Annotated in this window: 16 protein-coding genes; 10 read left to right on the top strand and 6 right to left on the bottom strand. The window is 71.8% G+C overall.

All coding sequences use genetic code 11. The features are described 5' to 3' along the window. Positions 1–38 precede the first annotated feature (38 nt). Positions 39–1,076, bottom strand: coding sequence for a Fic family protein (locus BKH20_RS03320; protein WP_081381575.1), 1,038 nt, complete (start codon positions 1,074–1,076; stop codon positions 39–41). 124 nt (positions 1,077–1,200) lie between these two features. Here BKH20_RS03320 and BKH20_RS03315 point away from each other — a divergent pair, with 124 nt between their 5' ends. The 4 genes from BKH20_RS03315 to BKH20_RS03300 all read left to right on the top strand — a co-directional run bounded on the left by BKH20_RS03315 (position 1,201) and on the right by BKH20_RS03300 (position 6,231). Then, entirely contained in the window at positions 1,201–2,139 is a 939-nt protein-coding gene (locus BKH20_RS03315; protein WP_256693010.1) for a hypothetical protein, read from the top strand. A 93-nt stretch (positions 2,140–2,232) separates the two neighbouring features. Continuing rightward, positions 2,233–5,124, top strand: a complete 2,892-nt coding sequence (locus tag BKH20_RS14515; protein WP_256693009.1) for a hypothetical protein — start codon at positions 2,233–2,235, stop codon at positions 5,122–5,124. Positions 5,125–5,185: 61 nt separating this feature from the next. Next, on the top strand, positions 5,186–5,908 hold the full coding sequence (locus BKH20_RS03305) for an AzlC family ABC transporter permease (RefSeq protein ID WP_075389931.1): 723 nt from the start codon (positions 5,186–5,188) through the stop codon (positions 5,906–5,908). Beyond that, positions 5,908–6,231: a branched-chain amino acid transporter permease gene (locus tag BKH20_RS03300; RefSeq protein ID WP_075389930.1), complete on the top strand. Its 324-nt coding sequence runs from the start codon at positions 5,908–5,910 to the stop codon at positions 6,229–6,231. Before BKH20_RS03305 ends, BKH20_RS03300 begins: the two co-directional genes overlap by 1 nt. Here the strand turns inward: BKH20_RS03300 and BKH20_RS03295 are convergent. Then, positions 6,212–7,006, bottom strand: a complete 795-nt coding sequence (locus BKH20_RS03295; RefSeq protein ID WP_075389929.1) for a TMEM175 family protein — start codon at positions 7,004–7,006, stop codon at positions 6,212–6,214. The two genes, BKH20_RS03300 and BKH20_RS03295, sit on opposite strands and share 20 nt — an antisense overlap. Before the next feature lie 598 nt (positions 7,007–7,604). Between BKH20_RS03295 and BKH20_RS03290 the strand changes: the two genes are divergently transcribed. After that, complete coding sequence (locus tag BKH20_RS03290) at positions 7,605–8,513, top strand: alpha/beta fold hydrolase (protein ID WP_075389928.1); 909 nt, start codon at positions 7,605–7,607, stop codon at positions 8,511–8,513. Positions 8,514–8,621: 108 nt separating this feature from the next. Here the strand turns inward: BKH20_RS03290 and nth are convergent, their stop codons facing one another. Continuing rightward, a complete protein-coding gene (gene nth, locus BKH20_RS03285) occupies positions 8,622–9,383 on the bottom strand; it encodes an endonuclease III (protein WP_075389927.1) in 762 nt (253 codons plus the stop codon). A gap of 250 nt (positions 9,384–9,633) precedes the next feature. Here nth and BKH20_RS03280 point away from each other — a divergent pair, with 250 nt between their 5' ends. Then, positions 9,634–10,311: a Crp/Fnr family transcriptional regulator gene (locus tag BKH20_RS03280; RefSeq protein WP_003787943.1), complete on the top strand. Its 678-nt coding sequence runs from the start codon at positions 9,634–9,636 to the stop codon at positions 10,309–10,311. Positions 10,312–10,469: 158 nt separating this feature from the next. Here the strand turns inward: BKH20_RS03280 and BKH20_RS03275 are convergent, their stop codons facing one another. Both BKH20_RS03275 and BKH20_RS03270 read right to left on the bottom strand, forming a co-directional pair. Further along, a complete protein-coding gene (locus BKH20_RS03275; protein ID WP_075389926.1) occupies positions 10,470–10,661 on the bottom strand; it encodes a DUF4177 domain-containing protein in 192 nt (63 codons plus the stop codon). Between the two features lie 58 nt (positions 10,662–10,719). Beyond that, a complete protein-coding gene (locus tag BKH20_RS03270; RefSeq protein ID WP_075372417.1) occupies positions 10,720–11,055 on the bottom strand; it encodes a WhiB family transcriptional regulator in 336 nt (111 codons plus the stop codon). Between the two features lie 516 nt (positions 11,056–11,571). Here BKH20_RS03270 and BKH20_RS03265 point away from each other — a divergent pair. After that, the gene (locus BKH20_RS03265) at positions 11,572–13,659 is read left to right on the top strand and encodes a transglycosylase domain-containing protein (RefSeq protein ID WP_075389925.1); all 2,088 of its coding nucleotides are present in this window, start codon (positions 11,572–11,574) and stop codon (positions 13,657–13,659) included. 51 nt (positions 13,660–13,710) lie between these two features. After that, on the top strand, positions 13,711–14,697 hold the full coding sequence (locus tag BKH20_RS03260) for a metallophosphoesterase (protein WP_075389924.1): 987 nt from the start codon (positions 13,711–13,713) through the stop codon (positions 14,695–14,697). A gap of 185 nt (positions 14,698–14,882) precedes the next feature. Here BKH20_RS03260 and BKH20_RS03255 read toward each other — a convergent pair whose 3' ends face one another. Next, positions 14,883–15,788: an SDR family oxidoreductase gene (locus BKH20_RS03255; protein ID WP_075389923.1), complete on the bottom strand. Its 906-nt coding sequence runs from the start codon at positions 15,786–15,788 to the stop codon at positions 14,883–14,885. A gap of 112 nt (positions 15,789–15,900) precedes the next feature. Between BKH20_RS03255 and BKH20_RS03250 the strand changes: the two genes are divergently transcribed. Both BKH20_RS03250 and BKH20_RS03245 read left to right on the top strand, forming a co-directional pair. Then, positions 15,901–17,244 (top strand): SWIM zinc finger family protein, encoded by a 1,344-nt coding sequence (locus BKH20_RS03250; RefSeq protein ID WP_075389957.1) that lies wholly within the window; start codon positions 15,901–15,903, stop codon positions 17,242–17,244. Then, positions 17,241–18,764 (top strand): DUF5691 domain-containing protein, encoded by a 1,524-nt coding sequence (locus BKH20_RS03245; RefSeq protein ID WP_075389922.1) that lies wholly within the window; start codon positions 17,241–17,243, stop codon positions 18,762–18,764. Before BKH20_RS03250 ends, BKH20_RS03245 begins: the two co-directional genes overlap by 4 nt. Positions 18,765–18,809: the final 45 nt, after the last annotated feature.

Here is an 18,809-nt window from a genome sequence, read left to right as displayed (position 1 = left end):
CCCGAGTTCGCCCGGAGTTCGCCCGGCCCGCCCCGGGATCAGCCGGCCCGCCAGGTGCCGGCCTGCACCGCCCGGCACAGGCGCTGGGCCTCCTGAACCCCCGCGAGCACCGCCTCGGCCTGCCACACCACCCAGGCCACGACCCCGTCCATGGTGCCCGAGGCGTAGGCCCCGGCGGCCTCGGCGTAGGCCGCCGGCACCCGCCCGGGGTAGAGGTCGGTGACCGCCGTGCCGGTCGGCTCAACCCCGTCACGCACCAGGAGGTGACGCACGAGCAGCCTCCCCACTGCGGCGTTCCCGGCGGTGAAGGGACGCGCTGCCAGCATCTCGGCGTGCACGACGGCCGCCCGCACCAGCGCCGGTACCCGCTGCGCCTCGATGAGATCGATCAATCCCGCCAGTCTCACCGCCAGCTCCTCACCCTGCGGCGCATCCCCCGGACCGCCCTCCCGGGCACGCACCTGCCCGGCGCGTGGCACGCCGACCTCCCCCAGCCCCACCCGGCCGCCGGACGCCAGGGGGCCGACGACGTCGCGGTGCAGCGCCGCCAGCAGCGAGCGCGCCGGGGGCACCGCCGGCCGCCCCCGCCCCACCAGGTCCGGCATCCAGCCCACCAGGCGGGTCCCGGCGCGCCACAGCCCGGCCACGGCATCCAGGCCCGGGTCACCGGTGGCGGCCTGGGTGAGGGCTCCGGCGGCCACCTGCCCGCGCAGCACCTCGGCGGAGACCACCGCCCCCTCGACGCCGCCCGAGGCGATGGCGCCCCGGACCGCGGCCTCGGCGCGGGCCTCTCGCCACCGGCGCCGCAGGGCCTCGTTCCAGCGCAGCTCGGAACAGGCCTCACGCACCGCCGCCTCGGCGGCGCGCACCCGCTCGTCGGCGGCCACGGCCCTGAGCGCCTCCAGCGCAGGATCCTCGGGCGAGAGGGCGCCGTCGGCGGACGAGCCAGCCGCCGCGCCTGCGCCGACCCCACCGGTATTCGACCCTCCGGTCGACACGCCGGGCCGGCCCGCCACACCCTGACCTCCGGGCCTCCTCAGACCGCCCGGCTCCGACGGCCCGATTCCCACAGACATTCGCACCACGCCCCCACTGTGGCACACCGCGGTCACCGCCGGCCACAGGCACCGTCAGTCGGCCTGAGGCCCCGCATCCCGACGAAACCAGCACGAGGCGAGCGCACCCCCTAGACTCGATCAGGTGAGTGACTCCCCCTCCCATCACGCCCCGGGCTCCGGCCCGCCGCCCGCGACCCCTGGAGCATCGGGTCGGCCACCGCGCAGTCGCCGCCCCGACTACGTGCTCACCGCCGTCGTCGGAGTCCTCTTCGCCCTGGGTGCCTCCGCCCTCCTGGGCCTGACCGCCGACCAGACCTCGGTACTGCGCACCGGCCTGCTGCTCGGCGCTCTCCTGCTGCTCTCCTCGGCCGCCGCCGTGCTGTTCGCCAGTCGCTCCTCGCTGGGCGCGCTCGCCACGGGGCTGACCGCGCTGACCGCCCAGTCGATGGTCTTCCTGGCCCCCATTCACGCGGCCTCCTTGACCGAGCCCTGGCTGCAGCGGCTCGTCAGCACTGGTTTCATGCTGGTCCTGGCGGGCCTGTGGCTGGGCGGCTCCTGGGGGATGCGCCTGGCCCGCCGCGCCGGCCAGGCCCAGGGGCACGCCGCCTTCCGCCTCACCGAGGCCGACCGGACCGTGGGCTCCACTCCGACGCCGCCGCCTTCGCGCCGTCGCGATCACCTCCTGTCCCTGCCCTGGGTCATCGGCGGGCTGGCGCTGGCGGCCTTCCTGCTGCCACGCGCCTACCTGCGGGCAGTCGCCCCCGGCGTCCAGACCGGGCCGCTGCTGCTGGCGGCCGTCCTCGTCTCCTTCCTGGCCCTGGCCGCAGCCGGCGCCTCAACGGCCCACTCCACCCTCGGTGCGCGCGTGACCGGCCCCGTTCTCGTTCTTGCGGCAGTGCCCGCGCTCAGTAACGATATGATCCCTGGCGGCCATCTGGTCTCCAGGCTCCTGCCGTACGGCCCGAACGCCGTCGTGCTCGCCGCCACCGGCATCGAGCTCATGGCGATCGGCTGGGGGGCACATGTGGCTCGCCGGCAGGGCCGTGCCAACGCGCTGGCCAGGCTGCGATCCGGCGTCTGAGGGCCCCATGCCCGACTCCGTGTCCCGGAGTTGACCGGTCCCTTCCGGTATCCCCGCCCCTACTACTACCGTGTGCATGCGTAAGGAGACCTCGTGAGCACCGACAACACAGACCGCACCGCGCCGCAGGCACCACCCGTCCCCTCCGACGACGTCACCCCGTCCTCAAAGGCGGCGTCGACACCCACAACGCGGACACCGGCCACGGATCCCCGCTCGGGAGAGGCGACGGTCAACCTGGCCGATGAGGCCCTGGGCTCGGCCTCCCTCGCGAGCCTCGTCGGCAAGGTCACCCAGGTCTCCCAGGCCGCCTCTCCCGCGCCTCGGGCGACGGCGGCCCAGGACGGCGAGGCCGCTGCGGTCAGTGCCGCCGACGCCGATGAGGCAGAGACAGCCGATGACGGGGCCGGCGAGGCAGGAGCAGCGGCCGCTGACGACGAGGCCGACACCTTGAACCTCCGCGAGCAGGCGCCCTTCGCCGCCTCCGGGAGCCGCGCCACCCAGGCCGTCGAAACCGTCAAGACCGCCGCCAAGGCTGCCGCGAACACCGCCCGGGTGGTCGCCGGCACAGCCACGGACACAGCCGATGAAGCGGCTGAGGACACCGGCGCTCCTTCCGAGGAGCCGACGTCCTTGGTGCACCAGGACCCTCACGGCGGAGACCTCCCGGCCGACCGCCCCGTCCAGGCCCCGTTGCGTCCCACCGTCGACGACGCAGTCGTGGAGACGGCCGTCAGGACCACTGCGGCCAATGGCATGCCACGGTCGATTCCGCCGTCGTCGGAGCCCGGCGAGGTGGAGGAGAAGCCGGCACCGGTCGCCGACGCAGCCCAGGCCACCACGGAGGCCACGACCGAGCCGGCGGCCCCCGAGGGCGCCGGCGCCCCGAAGGCCCGTGCTGAGACTGTTGAGGCCGGCACCACCCAGGTCGCCGTACAGACCACGGCGCCCACGGCTCCTGAGTCCACCCGCCCCGAGGAGCCTCAGGACTCGGCCGCCACAGCCGCTACGCCTCCAGCAGCCACCGCAGCTACCGCCAACAGCACGACCAACACAGCCAGCACAGCCAGCACGACCGCAGCCCTCAGCAGCTCCGCCGGCTCCGCCCCGGAGGCGCCCTCGCCCGCCGCGGTGGACGACGAGGACGAGGCCCCGGCAGTGAGCACCGAGCCCACCCGTCAGCCGGCAGGCGCACCGGACACCCGGCCAGTCGGCCGGCCGATCAGCCATCCGGCCAGCCAGCCGACCATAGCATCCGCCGCAGTGCCGACGACAGCGGCCGCGGACAGTCAGGGACGCGCGCCCGCGGCCGACACCGCCGAGGCTCCCGCGGCGCCGCAGAGCCTCATCGAGACTGAGGACTTCGAGGACTTCGAGGACTTCGAAGACCTTGAAGAGTTCGATGACTCCGAGGACTCGTCCCTGCCGGAGGAGCCCACCGGGACCGATGACCTCGACGCCCCTGAGGCGGAGGCCGACCTCGCCCCCGCGTCCCCGGCGATTCCCACCCCCGTGACCGGTTCCCCCGCCGTGAGGGCCGTACCCGTCTCGGTGGCCACCGGTGCGGCCCGGGCCGCGAACGAGATCACGGGCACCACCCCGCAGACCCCCTCCACCGCAACCGGCACCACGGATGACGCGGCGGGCGTGGACGACACTGACAACACCAATATCGACGACACCGACGACATCAAGGACTTCGACGGCGAGCTCGACGCGGACAACGACGAGGCCAGCGAGGTCGGTGAGGCCGAGCAGGTGGCCGGGACCGACGAGGAGATCGAGGACGATGCTCAGAACGTGACCGAGAACGCTGTCGAGGAGGCTGCGCAGCCGGCAGCCGCCTCGGTGCCCGTCTCGACAGCCGCCGTCGATGACCGTGAGGACGATGAGGACGTCGACGACACCGATGACGGCTTCGTGCCCGTTGAGGCTCCCGCCACCCCTGCGGCCTTCCCGACCTCCTCCGCACCGTCAGCGGCCACGATGACACCGGCCGCCCCGTCACCATCGGTGACGTCTCCGGCCGAGCCGGAGGCACCGGAGTCAGCGGCTCCGACGGCGCCGGTGAGCGCTTCGGCGGACAACCGCCCCTCGGCCCCGTCCTGGCCGGCGACCCCCGCGGCCCAGCTGGCCCGGACGGGCTCCGCCGCCAGCGCCCCCTCGGCGCGTTCCACCGAGTCGGCGCCCCGAGCCGTCTCGTCCCCGTACATCGAGCTCTCCGACCTCCACCCCGAGGCCTCCGCCTCCGCGAGCGCCCGGGACTACCGCCCGACGCCGGCAGCCTCGCCGTCGGCCCCCTCCCCGCAGCAGACGCCCGACTGGTTCCCAACCGCCCCCACCGCCCGGGGACTGTCCGCGAGCGCCGACGCCGGGCAGAGTGACGACCCGGAGGAGCGCGGCCGCTCGCGGGCCCGGCAGGCCGCCATGGCCATGACCGGTGCCGACGAGGACGACGACTCCATCCTCCTCAGGGGCGCCAGCGCGCTGAACGCCCCGGGCTCGCGAGTCGAGACCCACTGGGCCGGAGTACTCGTCGCCATCGTCCTGTTCCCTCTGGCCTGGTTCCTCGTGCACGACGGCGCCGCCACCCTGACCGGCGGCAACCCCTCGGCCTGGCCGGCGGCCGCCTCCCCGATGGGCGCGCTGGAGATCCTGGGCGGGACCGCGGCCTGCGCCGCCGCCCTGCTCATGATCTCGCGCTCCTCGCTGGGGGCCTTCGTCGTCGGCGCCATCAGCACGGTTATCGGTCTGCCCTTCGTCCTCACGCCGGGGGTCACCAAGTCGATCCTGGGGCCCACGGTCGATCGGCTCCAGGCCCACTCCGACCTGGGCAAGGCCCTGTCCACCTACGTCATGGACGACGGCCTCTCCGGCCGCTTCATCCTCATGGGCGTGCTCACGATCATGGTCGCCGTCGTCGCCCACCTGGCTCGCCGGGCCGGGCAGCGCAAGCAGGACGACGTCCGCGGCCCGCGTGACTGAGCCCGACGCCGCCCCGCCGCCCGCCGGGACGGAAGGGACAGGGGCGCCGTCGGCTCGACGGATGCAGACCCTCGCCGATGCGGCCCGTGACGCGGTGCCCATCGTCGTCGGATACGTGACGCTGGGGCTGGCGGCCGGGATGCTGCTGGTCGCCGAGGGCCTGGCCTGGTGGTGGGCGCCGGTGTGGAGCCTGGTCATCTACTCCGGGACCATGCAGATGCTGCTGGTGCCGCTGGCCGGTGGCGGCGAGCCGCTGGCGACCATCGCCCTGTCCACCGGTTTCGTCTCGGGCCGGCACGTCTTCTACGGGCTGGGCTTCCCCCTGGAGCGGGTGCGGGGCAGGGCGCTCACGCGCCTCTACGCCGTCCACGCGATCACCGACGAGGTCTACGCGCTGCTGGCGGCGCGCGACCGGCGAGCCATGAGCGGGCGCTACCTGGTGGGCGTGGAGGCGATCAGCCACGCCTCCTGGGTGGTGGGCACGACCGTCGGGGCACTGGCCGGCACGGCGCTGGCCTCCGTGGTGGGTGAGCGCATCGAGCTGCTCGGCTTCGTGCTCACGTCCCTGTTCGTGGTCCTGGCCATCGAGAACTGGCGCAACCACCCCGATATCGGGGTGCTGTGCGTGGGGCTGGTGGCCGGCGGGATCGGCCTGGCGATCGGTGGTTCGGCGGCGCTGCTGACCGCATTGGTGATCCTCGCCGTCGGCCTGGTGGGGCTGTACGCCTGGCGCGGCCGCCGCCCCGGGGCGAGCGCGCCGGAGCCGGGGCGGAGGGGCAGCTGATGCTCACCAACCCGCAGATCGCGGTCGCCGTCGTGGTCGTTACCGTCATTACCTTCGTGTGCCGGATCATGCCCTTCGTGCTGCTGCGCGGACGCCAGGACAGTGCGCTGCTGGCCTTCCTGTCCCGGGCGATGCCGCTGGGGGTCATGATCGTCCTGGTGGCCTACACGCTGGGCGGGGTGAGCCTGTCGCCGTCGAGCTGGCTGCCGGCCGCCTGCGGAATCGGGGCGACGGCGGGCCTGCACCTGTGGCGGCGCTCCATCGGGCTGTCACTCATCGGCGGCACCGGTGTGTATGTGGCCCTCAGCCTCCTGCTGGGCTGACCCGCCGCGGCCGGTGGCCGACCATGTAGAAGACGATGAGGGCCACGTAGGTGGCCACGCTCAACCAGGCGCTGACCAGCCCCAGCAGCGCGGCCAGTGCGTACAGCCACGGCCCCATCGCGAAGCGCCGGGTCATGGACCGAACCTCCGCCTCGGAGACCCACGGTCGCAGTCGGCTGCGGTCCTGGATGGATGCTCGCCACAGGGCGTTGAAGAACAACCCGCCGACCACCATGACCATCCCGTAGAAGACGGCGCCCGTGCGCTCGTCGTGGCCGGACTCCAGGGACCGGGTGAGCACCGAGGTGGCGAAGGGTAGGAAGGCGACGTCGAGCAGGAGGAAGAGGTTGCAGATGAGCATCCACTGGTCGACGCTGCACACTCGCACGAAGATGGCGTGATGGTTGAGCCAGACCTGCCCCACCAGGAGGAAGCTGAGGACGAATCCCACGTAGCTGGACCACAGGGAGGCGAGGGAGTGCAGGAGGCTCCCGCCGTCGTCGGGCAGCTTGATCTCCAGGCTCAGCAGGGTGATGGCGATGGCGATGACCCCGTCGCTGAAGGCCTCCAAGCGGCCGGTCGTCATGAGCCCCGGCCCGTCCTCTCCTCCAGTGCCGCCGGCACCGGCGGCCGCCCCCTCCTCGGGAGCCGGGTCGGCGACAGTGTCTGAGGCCGCGACATCCGCGTGCGCACAGCTACAGGAGTCAGTGCCAAGGCCCTCGGTGAGGTCATCGGCGGAGCCATCACCCGAGTCATGGCGGCGCTGGGCAGTCATTCCTTCCCCTTCCCTCCGCGATCAGCAGCGGCATCGAGCCCAACCTCCAGCTCCGGCACGGCTCCGGGAACCGGTTCGTCCCGCTGCGTGTCCAAATCGGTGACAAAGAGGATATCCAGACGTTCGCACCATTACCTGAACCGCGGAATCATGCGGTTTCCTTTCCTTGTTCTCCGCCTCGTCGCGACCTTTGTCTCCGTTTTGGACATTCCCTGCCTCCGACGGCGTCGTGGACGCACGGGAGAGGGGCGGAGACGGCGCGCAGCCGGCGCGCCGCCGGGGACGGGTCGCATCGAGGACTGCCTGTCTCCACAGACGGGGACATCCTGCGCCGTCGGGGACATTCCGGTACCGACGGGGACACTCGACGCCGTCAGGGACCGGATTCCTGTCCCCGGCCGCGCGTCCTGTCCCCGGCCGCTCGAGAACGTCCCCCGGGGGCGCCCCTGGGGCGGTGCAGGACGACGTGGGCGGTGCAAAGCGACCCGCGGGCAGTGCCAGGCGCCCCCTCTCCGCCGCGGGCGCCCATGCGAGCACTACCGGCCGACCCTCGGACGTCTCGTCGTCGGTACGGGGCGCCGACCAGTAGGCTGCGGGCGTGCCTGTTGACGTCAACCGCCCCGGCCCCTGGACCCATCGCAACCTCACCGCCCGCGGCACCCGTTTCCATGTCGCGCTGGCGGGCCCCGAGGCCCCGGCCGGAGCCGGCCCCCTCACCCTCCTGGTGCACGGCTTCCCCGAGTGCTGGTGGACCTGGCGCCACGTCATCCCCGCCCTGGCGCAGGCCGGGCACCGCGTGGCGGCTCTCGACCTGCGCGGCTTCGGCGGCTCGGACCGGCCGCCGTCGGGCTATGACCTGGTGACGCTTGCCCAGGACCTGGCCGCCGTGGTCCGGTCCCTGGGACACGAGCGGGCCGTGGTCGTCGGCGCGGGGCTCGGCGGCCAGGTCGCCTGGGCGCTGCCGCGCCTGGCCCCGGACCTGACGACGGCGATCGTCCCGATCGGCGCCCCCCACCCGCTCGCGCTGCGCTCACTGCGAGCCCGGGCGCTGTCCGGGCCGGCGCTGCAGTACGTGAGCCTGCGGATCCCGGGGCTGGCCAAGCGCCGCCTGCGCAGCCGCAGCGCCCTGGAGGGCCTGCTGCGCTCCTGGGCCGGGCCGTACACGCGCGAGGCAGTGGCCGAGGAGGCTCCCTACTATGCCGAGCTCCTGTCCCGACCCGGCGCCGCCCGCAGCGCCCTGGAGCCGCTGCGCAACCTCGTGCTGTCCCGGGCGGAGACTGCGGCCCTGGACAAGCCGGCGACGGTGCCCGTCCTGTCGGTGCAGGGCGAGCTCGACCCGGTCCAGCCCGCCCAGGCCTACGCGCGCGACACCCACCGCGTAGCCGGCAACCTGCGTCAGGTGACGGTCCACCGCTCCGGCCACTTCCCTCAGGAGGAGACCCCGGCCGGGTTCGTCCGGGCCCTGCTGCCCTTCCTGGCCGACGTCGCCCCACCCGCCTCCGCCTGATGCCGCGAGCCGGGCATTTTTCGCGTAGCCCAACCGTATTTCTGTAGGGCTACGCGAAAAATGCCCGGCTCGGCGTCGGCCTAACGTCGGCCTGCACAGGCTCGGCCCTCAAACGCCCACCTGCGGGCACAACCCGGCCTCGAGCAGCGCACACTGGCCGCAGCGGGGCGAGCGGGCCGAGCACACCCGGCGCCCGTGCTCGATGAGCCGGTGGCAGCCGTCGGTCCAGCGCCACGGCTCCCACAGGGCCGCAATGTCCTTCTCCACCCGCAGCGGGTCCTTCGACGTCGACCACCCCAGGCGGCGCGAGAGCCTCCCCACATGGGTGTCCACGGTGATGGCGGGCTGTGCGAAGGCGTTGCCGAGCACGACGTTGGCGGTCTTGCGCCCCACTCCCGGCAGGGACACCAGCTCCTCTCGGCTGCGCGGCACCCGTCCCTCGAAGCGCTCGGTGAGCGCCTGCCCGATGCCGAGCAGGTGCCCGGCCTTAGCACGCTGGAAGCCCAGGGGCCGCAGGATCGCCTCGAGGTCCTCGCGCCGGGCGGCCCCCAGGGCGGCGGCGTCGGGATAGCGCCCGAAGAGCTCGGGGGTGACCGTGTTGACGCGCGCGTCGGTGGTCTGGGCAGACAGGACGGTGGCCACGAGCAGCTGGAAGGGACCGTCGTGGTCGAGGGCGCAGGCGGCGTCGGGGTAGAGGGCCATGAGCTCATCGTCGACGGCGCCCGCCCGCCGGGCCGCCTCAGTCAGGGTCTCCGCCTCGGCAACCTCGGTCGCCGTCCCGGCCGCCTCAACCTCACTACTCACTGCCCTGCGCACTGTGTCCTCTCTGTCCTCTCTCCGCGATCTCATCGGCGGCGTCACCGGCACCACCAGCCCCGCCCCGCCTCAGAGCGAGCCGTCCTCCGAAGACCGCCATTGCAGTCGATCCCGCCGCCGACCCGCAACCTCACGGATAGGACCGTGTCACACGACGCACCCGATTTTGCTCACTTCCTTTTGACCTGCAACACACGGAGGCTACAATGCTCGACGGCGTGCCACAGGTCACAAGCCGTGGCAGGATAGACCCGAGGGCTCCCGCATGCGGGATGCCAGCCCCCTAACCACCAGGAGGATCTCCGTGGAAGACAGCATTATCTCCAGGATCCCGCTCTTCGAGGGCCTGAGCCCGGAGGAGCAGGAGGAACTGCGCGCCATGATGACGCAGACGACTCTGCGCCGTGGCGAGACCCTCTTCAACGAGGGCGACTCAGGCGACCGCCTCTACATTCTCCTCTCCGGGAAGGTGAAGCTCGGCCACGCCAGCGCCGACGGCCGCGAGAACCTGCTCGCGGTGCTCGGCCCCGGCGAGATCGTCGGCGAGCTGACCCTGTTCGACCCGGGCCCGCGCTCCACCACCGCGACCGCCGTGGCCCCCACCGAGCTCCTGACGCTCGACCACAACCAGCTCATGACCTTCGTGGAGTCCCACCCGCAGCTGGCCAAGGACATGCTGCGCGCCCTGGCCCAGCGCCTGCGCCGCACGAACACCGCGCTGGCGGACCTCGTCTTCTCCGACGTGCCCGGCCGCGTGGCCAAGGCCCTGCTGGACCTGGCCGACCGCTTCGGCTCACCCACCGACGACGGCGTCCACGTTCCCCACGACCTCACCCAGGAGGAGCTCGCCCAGCTGGTGGGCGCCTCGCGCGAGACGGTCAACAAGTCGCTGGCCGAATTCGTCTCCCGCGGCTGGATCCGCCTGGAGGGCCGGGCCGTCACGCTGCTCGACGTCGACCGCCTGCGCCGTCGCGCCCGCTGAGGCCCCGCCTCGGGTCGCGAGCCCTCAGCACAGCGCACCGGACGAACCGCCGAGCGCTGACGCCCGCATCAACGTCACAGACAATGCCGCGCCTGCGGCCGGGACCTACCGGACCGCAGGCGCGGTCGTCGTGCGCGCTGGCGCCGCCGAGCGGCCCGTCAGGACCGGGGGCGCTTGAGGTAGGCGATGAGGTTGTCCGTGCCGGACGGACCGGGCACGACCTGGACGAGCTCCCAGCCGTCAGCGCCCCACTGATCGAGGATCTGCTTGGTGGCGTGGGTGATGAGGGGGACGGTGACGTACTCCCAGATGGTCGGCGCGGCGGAAACGGGCTCAGAAGATGCAGTCATGAGCCTCAGCCTAGGACTCGCCGCCAGGCGCCGGAAACCCGGAACGCGGGGACGGCCTTCAGGAGGCGCAGCGCACCCGGGCCAGGATGCGGGGGGCGCGACGGGCGTGGATCTCGGCAACGAGCTCGTCATCCTCGCGCTCGAGCCACCGGCCCCAGTCGTCGACCTCGGGGAAGCGTCGCAGCAGCGCCCGCCTCTCCCGCTCGGTCAGTCCGCCCCAGACGCCGAAGCTGGACTCGGAGTTGAGTGCCTCGGCCAGGCACTCCATGCGAACCGGACAGGCGAAGCACAGTGATCTCGCGTCGCGCTGCTCAGCGCCCTTGCCGAAGAGCTGGTCAGGCTCGACGGCGGCGCAGGCCGCTTGGGCCGCCCAGGTCTGGTCGTCTTGAATCATGCTCACTCCCGATCCATTCAACGGCCGACGCCGTTGTCGGTCACGTCACAGTCGTTACCGTATGGCAACCGAGCATCACACACCAAATCCTCACCCTGTGACCCGGGCAATCCGATCCCCGCAAGCCCCCGACAACGCACCGACGATCAGCGCAAACAAGGGGGGTTCTCTGATAGCGAGCCGATTGCTGGGCGTCGAGCCCGCCGCCCGCCTTACCTTTCCCACGGCTGAGGAATCCAGTTCTCACGGACGTCAGGCGGCACCCAAGCCGCACCCCTCCTCAAGGAATCGTGATGCCACCGTGACTCTCGCCTGAATATTTCCTAGGAATTATCTGAGTATCAGAGTTGTCTCGCTATGTGTCTGAGCGCCCCGCCACCGAGCGCTCGCCGCGACGTCGAATCACCCCGCAGCCCCGCCGAACGGAAGGCGCCGAGCCTGCCTCTAAGGGTCTTCCCAGCCCGAAGAGGGCCTACGCCACTGCATCCTCCAGGCGATTCCACGTAGGCTGGCGCCATGGCGAAATCCTCTGCGCGCGGGCGCTCACTGACACCACCCCAGGTCGTCTCGATGCTCGTGGTCTTCCTGACTCTCTCGTGCGTCGGCGGCGTCCTGTCAGCGGGCTTCGCCGCCCCCTTCGTGGGCGCCACGGCAGCGCTGACCAAGGCGTCGGCCGAGCTCTTCGAAGAGCTTCCCAGCGACTTCAACGTCCAGCCACCCAGCCAGATCTCCACCCTCCTGGCGGCCGACGGCACCGAGATCACCAAGTTCTACGCCGAGAACCGCATCGTGGTGCCTCTGAGCTCGATCTCGGTCAACATGCAGAACGCCATCGTCGCCGTCGAGGACCAGCGCTTCTACCAGCACCAGGGCGTTGACCCCACCGGCATGGTGCGAGCCCTGGTGTCCAACAACGCCGGCGGCTCGCGTCAGGGCGCCTCAACGCTGACCCAGCAGTACGTGCGCAACACGCTCATCGAGACCGGCTTGAAGAACGATGACCACAAGATCATCAAGGACGCCACCGAGAGCACCGTGGCCCGCAAGCTGCGGGAGATGAAGTTCGCCCTCAGCCTGGAGCAGAAGTACTCCAAGCAGCAGATTCTCGAGGGCTACCTCAACATCGCCGCCTTCAGCCCCTCCACCTACGGGGTCGAGGCCTCCGCCCGGCACTACTTCAGCAAGTCGGCCAAGGACCTGACGGTGGCCGAGGCCGCCCTCATGGCCGGCACCACCAACGCCCCCAGCGCCTACGACCCCGTCACCCAGCCGGAGCTGGCCAAGAACCGCATGAACTGGGTGCTCTCCAAGATGCTGGAGGAGAAGTTCATCACCAAGCAGCAGTACGACGAGGCCGTCGCCACCCCGATCGCGAGCATGCTGCACGTCTCGGAGTCCCCGGCCGGATGCGGTGCTGCGGGAGGCGCCGCCTACTTCTGCACCTACGTGGTCAACGAGATCCTCGGGTCGGAGAACTTCGGGCCTGATATCGCCTCCCGCCGTCAGCTTCTGACACGCGGAGGCCTGAAGATCACCACCACCTTGGACCTCCAGCGTCAGAGCGCCGCGGACAGCGTCATCCAGTCCAATGTCCCCACCGGCGACCCTTCGGGAACCGACACGACCATCGTCTCGATCGAGCCCGGCACGGGCCGGATCCAGGCGCTGGCCCAGAACAGCAACTACGGCGCCGGCGGCCCGGACAGCACCGACACCCAGCTCGTCTATGCCGCGGACGCCAAGCACGGCGGCATTGAGCTCAGTGACGGAACCGTCGGCTTCCAGCCGGGGTCAACCTTCAAGGCCCTCATCCTGGCCGACTGGTTCAAGAACGGGAACTCCGCCAGCGCCAGGCTCAGCGCCGTCCCCAGAACCTTCCACTGGGACATCCCCTGCGCCCCGGAGAACAACGACCCGAACTGGGCCCCGAAGAACGTTGACCCCTCCCTCAACCGCGCCACCAACGTCACCGAGGCCACGAAGCTGTCCATCAACGTCGCCTACGCCGAGATGCTCAGCCGCCTCAACGTCTGCGACGTCACCAGCTTCGCCGCCTCCATCGGAGTGACGAAGGCCGACGGGACCCAGCTGGACCCCCGCCCCTCCATCGTGCTGGGCTCACAGAACGTGCCGCCCCTGAGCATGGCCAACGCCTACGCGACCTTCGCCGCCGGCGGCAAGTACTGCAAGCCCATCGCCATCGACCAGATCCTGGACGCCAGCGGCACCTCCATGGCCGTGCCCAGCGCCGACTGCACCCAGGCCATGGATCAGGGGGCCGCGGACCTGACGGCGACCACCTTGACCGCCACGTCACAGAGAGGCGGAACGGCTCAGCAAGCCGTCTTCGGCCGACCGATCGGCGGCAAGACCGGAACCACGGATGACAACAATGACGCCTGGTTCGTCGGCTTCACCCCGCAGCTGGCCACCGCCGTCTGGATCGGTCACGCCGGCAGCCCCAGGACCCTCAACTACCAGCAGATCGGCCCGCACTACATTGGCATCATGTACGGTAGCGACCTGGCTGTGCCGATGTGGCGCGACTACATGTCTCAGGCCGTGGGCAACGACCCGGTCCTGCCCATTCCCTCCCACGGGTGAGCGGCTCTCCCCGCGAGAACGACAACTGCACAGAAGAGGACCCGACTCCCCATGACGCCCTGCCCTGCCGGCCGCACCGCCCTGTCCGTCGTCGGCACCACCGCCGCTCTGGGGGCGGCCACGCTGGCCTACAGCCTCATTGAGGCCAGGCGCCCCGTACTGCGGCGCATCGATGTGCCGGTGCTCGCCGCCGACGAGGAGCCCCTCACGGTGCTGCACCTGGCCGACCTTCACCTGACGGGCCGCACCGAGGCGCGGGTCGCCTGGGTGCGCCAGCTGGCGCAGCTGCAGCCCGACGTCGTCGTCAACACCGGCGACAACCTCTCCCTGGCATCCGGGCTGGAGCCGCTGCGGCGGGCGCTCGAACCGCTGACGAGTCTGCCTGGGGCCTTCGTCATGGGCGACCACGACTACCGCTCCACCGTCTTCCGCCTGCCGACGCGATACCTGCACCGGGACCCGCGCAAGGCCTCCAGCCTCGTGCGCGACGAGGACATCGAGGCCCTGCCCTGGGAGGAGGTCCGTGACCTGCAGGCCGCCGGCGGCTGGGTGGACCTGACCAACCGGCGCGGCTCGCTGACCGTGCGCGGGCGGCGCATCGACCTGGTCGGCGTCGACGACCCGCACGCCAACCGCGACGTCCTGCCTGTCCCGGAGGCAGCCGGCTCAGCGGAGTCGGCCACCTCCCTGCCGGCGATCCGCGACCACGAGGGCCGGGCTCTGCGGCTGGGGCTCACGCACGCCCCCTACCGGCGGGTCCTGGAGGCGATGTCGGCCGACGACGTCGACCTGGTCCTGGCCGGGCACACCCACGGCGGGCAGCTGTGCGTGCCCGGGGTGGGGGCGCTGGTGACCAACTGCGACCTGGACCGGGGGCGCGCCTCGGGCCTGTCGCAGTGGCCCGGCCGGCTCGGGGACCCGCGGGCCGCCGACCACATGTACCTGCACGTCTCCGCCGGACTCGGCACGAGCCCCTACACGCCCGTGCGCCTGGCCTGCCGGCCCGAGGTCACGCTGCTGCGCCTGCTGCCGGCCTGAGGGCGGTGCGCCGCCAGCGCTCTGCCACGGCACTTCAGTGCCCCGCTAACACTTCGACAGAATCTTCAAAATCGACGCTGAGCCGCGTCTTCTATGAAGTTTCGGTCGAAGTGTGTGAGAGGCGCGGGGCGCAATGGGACAGGGCAGCCAGAGCGCACAGGTACGCCGGCGCCTGTGCGCGGCTGTCAGCGGCGCCAGCGGGCGAAGCCGCCCTCGGAGTTGATAACCTGCCCGGTGATCCAGCGAGCCTCGTCGGTGAGCAGCCAGGTGATGAGGCGGGCGGCGTCGTCGGGCTCGCCCCAGCGCCCCTGGGGGAACATGACGGCGGTCGCCTCGCGGTCCGCCTCGGTGACGTAGCCGGTGTCGACGGGGCCGGGGTTGACCGTGTTGACGGTGATGCCAACGTCGATGAGCTCCTCGGAGATGGTCGGGGTGAGGCCGGCGATGGCGGCCTTGGCGGCGGCGTAGGCGATCTCCCCGGGCAGGGGGCCCAGGCCCTGGCCCGAGGTGAGGAAGACGATGGCGCCGCGGCGGCGCGCCGAACCGGTCGGGGCGGGCGAGGCGAAGCCCTCCTGGGCGGCGAAGGCCTGCGCCAGGAGGATGGAGGCGCGGGCGTCGACGGCCCAGTGGACGTCCAGGACGGCCTCGGTCATCTCGCTGAGCGCCCCGTCGGGGCTGCTCATGGCCTGGTTGCACACGAGGGCGTCGAGGTGACCGGCGGCGGCAGCGGCCTGCTCGACGACGCGGGCCGGCTCCCCGGGGGCGGCCAAGTCGGCGGGGATGTCGATGAGCCGGGCCGGACCCACCAGGTGGGTGCGGATGGAGGCCATGACGGCGTCGATGTCGTCGGCGCCCCAAGGTTGGGAGGCGTCGTGCGGGCGGTAGTGGTGAGCGACGATGCTCGCCCCGTAGTCGGCGGCGCGGCAGGCGATGGCGTGACCGATGCCGATGCGGCGGCTGACCCCCGTCACCAGGACGGTGCGCCCCGCCAAGGGCAGGGGGTCGCGTCCGGCGGGACCGCTAGGACCGGCGGCGCTGCTGGGGCCGCCCGGAGCGGTGGAGGGGCGTCCGTGGTGAGCGTCGGTGGTCATGCAGGTGAGTGTAGAAGAGCGGGCACCATGGGAAGGACTCCCCAGGCGTGTCATCGAGATTCCCGCGAAAGAGGGCTCATCGGTGTCACCGCCCTGCCCTATCCTCGGCCTCATGAGCTCACCGACCATCGTGCCCTGGAGCACCGAGCAGGTCACCGCGCTGGCACCGGACAAGCAGGTCGCCACGGCCGGCCTCAAGCTGGCCTCGCCCACCAAGTGGTCCGACACCGGCGTGCACGAGGCGTTGGTGTGGGGAAGTGCCTCAGGGTCGGGCAAGAAGCCGTACCGGGTGTGCGTGGATCTGTCCGGTCCGGCCTTCAAGTGCTCCTGCCCCAGCCGCAAGTTCCCCTGCAAGCACGCCGTCGGCCTGCTGCACCTGTGGAGCCAGGGCCAGGTGGCTGGTGGGGAACCGGAGGCTTTCGCCGCCGAGTGGCTGGAGGGCCGAGCCAAACGGGCCCAGCAGAAGGCCGCGCGGCAGGAGTCCGCGGACCACCCCGAGGCCCCGGCCCGGGCGGCCGCCTCCGCAAAGAGCGCCGCGGCTCGAGCTCGCACCCGCGAACGGCGCATCACCGAGGGGCTGGCGGACCTGGAGCGGTGGCTGGCTGACCAGTTCCGCCAGGGGCTGGCCAACAGTTCGGCCCAGCGCCCCAAGCAGCTGACGGCCTTCGCCTCCCGCATGGTCGATGCTCAGGCCCCCGGAGTCGCCCGGCGCCTGACGGCCCTGTCACGACTGACGGACTCCTCCCCCGACTGGCCCGAGCGACTGGTCGACGGGCTCGGGCTGCTCCACCTGCTCATTCGGGCCTGGACCCGCCGTGAGCAGCTGCCCGACGACCTGAGGGCCACTGTCCACTCCTACGTAGGGATCACCGTGCGTACCGAGGACGTCCTGGCCTCGCCCGGCGTCGGCGACACCTGGGTGGTCGTGGCCGGCCGGGACACCGTGGAGGGCAGGCTCGCCGAGCGCCGCCTGTGGCTCTACGGCACGACCACCCGGCGCTGGGCGCTCATCCTCGCCTTCGCCCCCGTCTCCGGCGGTTTCTCCACCACTGTCGTTCCCGGGACCCGGTTCGACGCCGTCGCGCACTTCTACCCGGGGCGCGGCCAGCTGCGCGTGGCCCTGTCCGATGAGCAGCCCTCCCGGCCCGTGACCGGCTGGGTGCCCGAGCCCTCAGGGACGGCGTCCGCTCGGGATGCCTGGAGGCTCGCCGTTGCCGCGGACCCGTGGGTGGAAGCCGTACCGGTGCTGGTCTCAGGGCGGTTCCGTCGGCTCGGCAACGGCGAGCCGGCTCTCGGGGACGCAGACGGGGCGCTGCCGCTCATCATGCCCGACGATGCCCGATGGGTTCTGCCGCTTCTGGCCGACAGTGACGAGGTCACGGTTGCCGGTGAGCTGTCGCCCGCAGGCCTGCGGGCTCTGAGTGTTGTCACCGATGGAGAGGTGCGTGCCCTGTGAGTGACCTGCCCCCGTTGGCCCAAGCCGCCGTCATGGGAACACGTGCGAGACCCTTCTCCTCGAAGCCCCTCCCCAGAGCCGTCACCGAAGCCCTCCCCGCCCAGCAGGAGAAGACAGAGGGTGGGGATGCGGGCGACGCGGCGGACGGCACCGGTGTGCTCCTGGACGCGGCCGCCGCCTACGGGGCGGTGCATCGGGCCACGATCCTCTCGGTCCCCTCCTCCGCCGCCCGAGACACCGGTTGGCCGACGTCGTCGCGCCCCCTGGCGCCGCAGGCGCTGCGCCCCGTCCTCGAGCAGATTCTGGCCAGCAAGCCCCAGCAGCAGCTGCTGGCCACTGCACTGGGGCTGGTGGCCGAGTGCGGCTGGAGGCTGCCGGCCCCGCTCCTCGTGCGCGTCCTCAATGAGACCGCCTACAGGCACGAGGAGCGCGAGGCGGTCCTCGGCGTCATCGACGAACGCGCCGCAGCGGTGCTCCGCGAGCATCCGGTGTGGGGCAAGCGGGTCGAGCCCCTGGTGTCCCTGCTCGGCGGCGGCTCCGGGGACGACTCCGTGTGGAGACTGGGCACCACCGCCCGGCGGCTCGCCTACTTCAGGCGGCTGCGCGCCCAGGACCCGGCTGCAGCACGGACCCTCATGGTGGCGTCATGGAAGAAGGAGAAGGCCGAGGCCCGCGAGGGGATCGTCGAGGCGTTGGCCACCGGTCTGGGGGAGGCGGACCTGCCTCTGCTGGAGATGGCCATCACGGACCGCTCCGGAGGGGTGCGCCAGGCGGCGGCCCAGGTGCTCCTCCATCTGCCCGAGTCCGGCCTGGTCCAGCGCGCCGAGGCCCTGGCCGCCTCGCATATGAGCGTCACCAAGCGGTTTCTGCGCACCACCCGGGTGGACTGCCGACCCATCGAGGTGACCGACGAGGTCCTGCGTGACGAGTACGGGGAGCGCGGCACCGGGGACCCGTCCCGGGTCGACGTCGGCCCACCGGCCGCCAGGAGAGCGTCTGCCGGATACCCGCCCGCTCTGCTGGAGGAGGTGGTCGGACGCGTCCCGATCGACCGCTGGCCGGCTCTCATCGGGCTGTCCGCCGGTCAGCTCCTCGAGGCCGAGGTGACCTTCGAGGGCGAGCCGCTGGATCTGAGCAGCGCCCTGTTCACCGCGGACCGTCGTGGCAGTGGCGCCCTCATCGAGGCCTGCACGGCCGACGCCTTCAAGCGGGGTGATCTCGATCGCTTCACCGACATGCGCCGCTTCTGGCCGCACCCTTACTCCGCGGAGCACTCTCGCCGCATGGTCTCCTTCCTCCGGTCCGCCCTCGGCTCGCACCGACCCGAGGACATCGGCCACTGGACCACCCAGGAGACCACCAGGCTGCCGGTCTCCTGCCACGCGGCGGTCCTGCCCGAGGCACTGACCCTGATGGAGGAGGTCTCCCGTCCCGACTCGGCGCCGACCTTCGTGACCGATGCCGTCGAAGGGCTGCGTCTGAGACTCCGGCTGGAGGCTCTGCGCACTCCGCCGTCCTAGCCGCACCGTATGCCCCACGCCCTGTTTCTTCCCGACCGTCCGCCG

It is taken from the genome of Actinomyces oris (genome assembly GCF_001937445.1).
In the GTDB taxonomy this organism is placed as follows: Bacteria; Actinomycetota; Actinomycetes; order Actinomycetales; family Actinomycetaceae; genus Actinomyces; species Actinomyces acetigenes.
The sequence above is the reverse complement of the archived record's forward strand: the minus strand, read 5'-3'. Positions and strand labels throughout refer to the sequence as shown.

Coding starts and splice junctions, on each gene's coding strand:
- BKH20_RS03320 (WP_081381575.1), bottom strand. CDS start 1,076: ATGTCTGTGGGAATCGGGCCGTCGGAGCCGGGCGGTCTGAGGAGGCCC.
- BKH20_RS03255 (WP_075389923.1), bottom strand. CDS start 15,788: ATGACCACCGACGCTCACCACGGACGCCCCTCCACCGCTCCGGGCGGC.
- BKH20_RS03295 (WP_075389929.1), bottom strand. CDS start 7,006: ATGACTGCCCAGCGCCGCCATGACTCGGGTGATGGCTCCGCCGATGAC.
- BKH20_RS03275 (WP_075389926.1), bottom strand. CDS start 10,661: ATGACTGCATCTTCTGAGCCCGTTTCCGCCGCGCCGACCATCTGGGAG.
- BKH20_RS03265 (WP_075389925.1), top strand. CDS start 11,572: ATGGCGAAATCCTCTGCGCGCGGGCGCTCACTGACACCACCCCAGGTC.
- BKH20_RS03250 (WP_075389957.1), top strand. CDS start 15,901: ATGAGCTCACCGACCATCGTGCCCTGGAGCACCGAGCAGGTCACCGCG.
- BKH20_RS03260 (WP_075389924.1), top strand. CDS start 13,711: ATGACGCCCTGCCCTGCCGGCCGCACCGCCCTGTCCGTCGTCGGCACC.
- BKH20_RS03300 (WP_075389930.1), top strand. CDS start 5,908: ATGCTCACCAACCCGCAGATCGCGGTCGCCGTCGTGGTCGTTACCGTC.
- BKH20_RS03305 (WP_075389931.1), top strand. CDS start 5,186: ATGCAGACCCTCGCCGATGCGGCCCGTGACGCGGTGCCCATCGTCGTC.
- BKH20_RS03270 (WP_075372417.1), bottom strand. CDS start 11,055: ATGATTCAAGACGACCAGACCTGGGCGGCCCAAGCGGCCTGCGCCGCC.